This is a genomic window from Novipirellula caenicola (assembly GCF_039545035.1).
In the GTDB taxonomy this organism is placed as follows: Bacteria; Planctomycetota; Planctomycetia; order Pirellulales; family Pirellulaceae; genus Novipirellula; species Novipirellula caenicola.
The window spans coordinates 1-2,117 of record NZ_BAABRO010000056.1 but is presented as its reverse complement, the minus strand read 5'-3'; the positions used below and the strand labels follow the sequence as shown (position 1 = coordinate 2,117).

General features: G+C 54.8%; 2 protein-coding genes. Both read right to left on the bottom strand.

What is annotated here, in order from left to right; all coding sequences use genetic code 11:
- Window positions 1-198: 198 nt before the first annotated feature.
- Window positions 199-561 (bottom strand): hypothetical protein, encoded by a 363-nt coding sequence (locus ABEA92_RS31180; RefSeq protein ID WP_345689773.1) that lies wholly within the window; start codon window positions 559-561, stop codon window positions 199-201.
- A 482-nt stretch (window positions 562-1,043) separates the two neighbouring features.
- Window positions 1,044-1,283: a hypothetical protein gene (locus ABEA92_RS31175; RefSeq protein WP_345689771.1), complete on the bottom strand. Its 240-nt coding sequence runs from the start codon at window positions 1,281-1,283 to the stop codon at window positions 1,044-1,046.
- Window positions 1,284-2,117 lie beyond the last annotated feature (834 nt).

Genomic DNA, 2,117 nt, shown 5'->3' with positions numbered 1-2,117 from the left:
CCCGAAGGCGACGATCCACGCGAGGGTTTTAGCGATCCGAGTCACGACGACGGGCATTGTGCGAGTTTGTTTGCCGTGTCCGAGTAGCGTCAAGCGAGCGGAAAGGCGACCAGTCAGTCCGATAACGTTAGACATCACGGGGCACGGAGAGTTGACTATCCATTGCGAAAAACGCCGCAAGCCGTGCGCCCGTGCATGTCATTGTTCTCCGTAGTTTGGTTTTTGCGTGGTAAGTGAGTCAGACACACCAAGTATAGCGTAAGCGCGAACGATCGGATCAGTTTGTTCCAGCGCCGCGTTCAGTGCAACCTTTCGCGTGTCAGATTGGGAATGCAGATAGGACGAACGACGTGCATCGCCCGCGTTCGGGTGGCAGTCAGCTATGGCGCTCGCCAAGTTACTAACGCTGTAGGCGTGCCGTTTTGCTGTGCTTTGCATGTTGCGAGCAAGATAGTCAGCGAGTTGATTCGTTGACGCGATGAGCATCGAGTACAGATCGGACAATGGTGGAACCGCTAAGAATGTATCGAGACCGCCGCGCGACCAATCGTCGAACGTCATGCGATGTTCAGCGGAGTCGAAAAAGTCCGGGGAAAACTTGGCGTCGCATTTCGAGCATCGCCATTCGTTCCATTCCGGAACGGTCGTTGCAGAGACGTCCGGCAATTCCGTATAGAGGGTGTCGCATTCGCAGCAAAGGACCATTGGGTGAACGCAGTTAGCGCACTTGAATGGGAATGGGTTTGCGTTACCGCAACACGGAAATCGCGACGCATCAAGCGTCTGCTCGATCACCCACGACGGTCGATGTTGCGTGTCGGTCATGGATTTCAGTCGGAGAACGGCAGAAATCACGGGGGACGGGCGAAAAATTTGCAAGCAGACGAGGGAACGGTCCACCCGTCCTCGCGTGCATTTCATGGTTCCCCGCTATTGCAGCGTAGATTCGTCAGCCACCACGGTTGATTTGAACCCAATCATACCGAGCGCAGTAACAGACAGCAAATCCGTGTCAAGCCACAAGGAACGCGATCAGCCGTCTATCAGCGCCAATCCGTGTTGCCACCAGTTGTCAGCACGAGCCAATTTCGGCGAATCAGCAACAGGTACGCAAGTATCAAGAACAAATTGGCCATGAACGCCATGATGTGAACGATTGCGGGGGCAACGTCGACCCACGTTGCAAAAGTGTTGAGCGTGAACGAATTGCAGTACCCGGCGATCAGAAACAAGCCAGCAGCACTGAACGGAATACTTGCGGCTTTGCCTGGATGAACGTTCACAGCCTTCGCCTGACGATAGAAGGCAGTCGTTGCGATTAACGCAAGAATCACGATCAGCAACACGGCACTACGGAAGAGAGACGAATGTAAGCAGAGTGATAATCTGTCGGGGAACGGCAGTGATGTGCGGGCGGCGACCCGTGAGCCACCACTTGTAAAAACCCTGTCGCCGCTCCGTCACCATCACATGGTTACCCGTAATTGTTTGGTTTGTACGTGGAGCGGATGTACGACATCAATTCTACGGGCAAGTGAACCGAAAGCACAGTTCGTTTAAGCGCAAATGCGGGCTTGTCGAGCAATTCCCTTTTCTGTTGCGTTGGACTAGAGCATTGGGCGATCAGGCACGCGTTGTCGTCCGGGAATTCAAGAATCATGTTGCGCGGCGGCTGATCCTGCGACGATTGGTCGATGATCGGGTAGGTAAGCACGTCGTCCGGAACGTCGAGCGAATCCGAATTTGATATCGCAGCGTAAGTCGCTAAGCGATCGCGTGGATCACGCACAATGTAGACCGGCCGATCACAAACCGGACACGTTGCGGCATTGGAGACGACCCTACCATCGTCGCAATTCGAGTCGCATTCCGGGCAGGTCGGCATTTCCGAACACGCTGGCTATCAGTCGGGTAACGGTAGACATCACCGGGGACGGGCGAAAGACTTGCAAGCAAACGAAAAACCGTACCACCCGTCCTCCGGTGCATAGCATGGTTACCCGTCGTCGTCGTTCGGGTTGTCCGCGTCCGGCTTGATTAGCCGTGCACCGCAACCGTCGCAAAACGCGTCCGAGCGTAACATAGCACCGCAATTACCACACGATAGAATATCATCG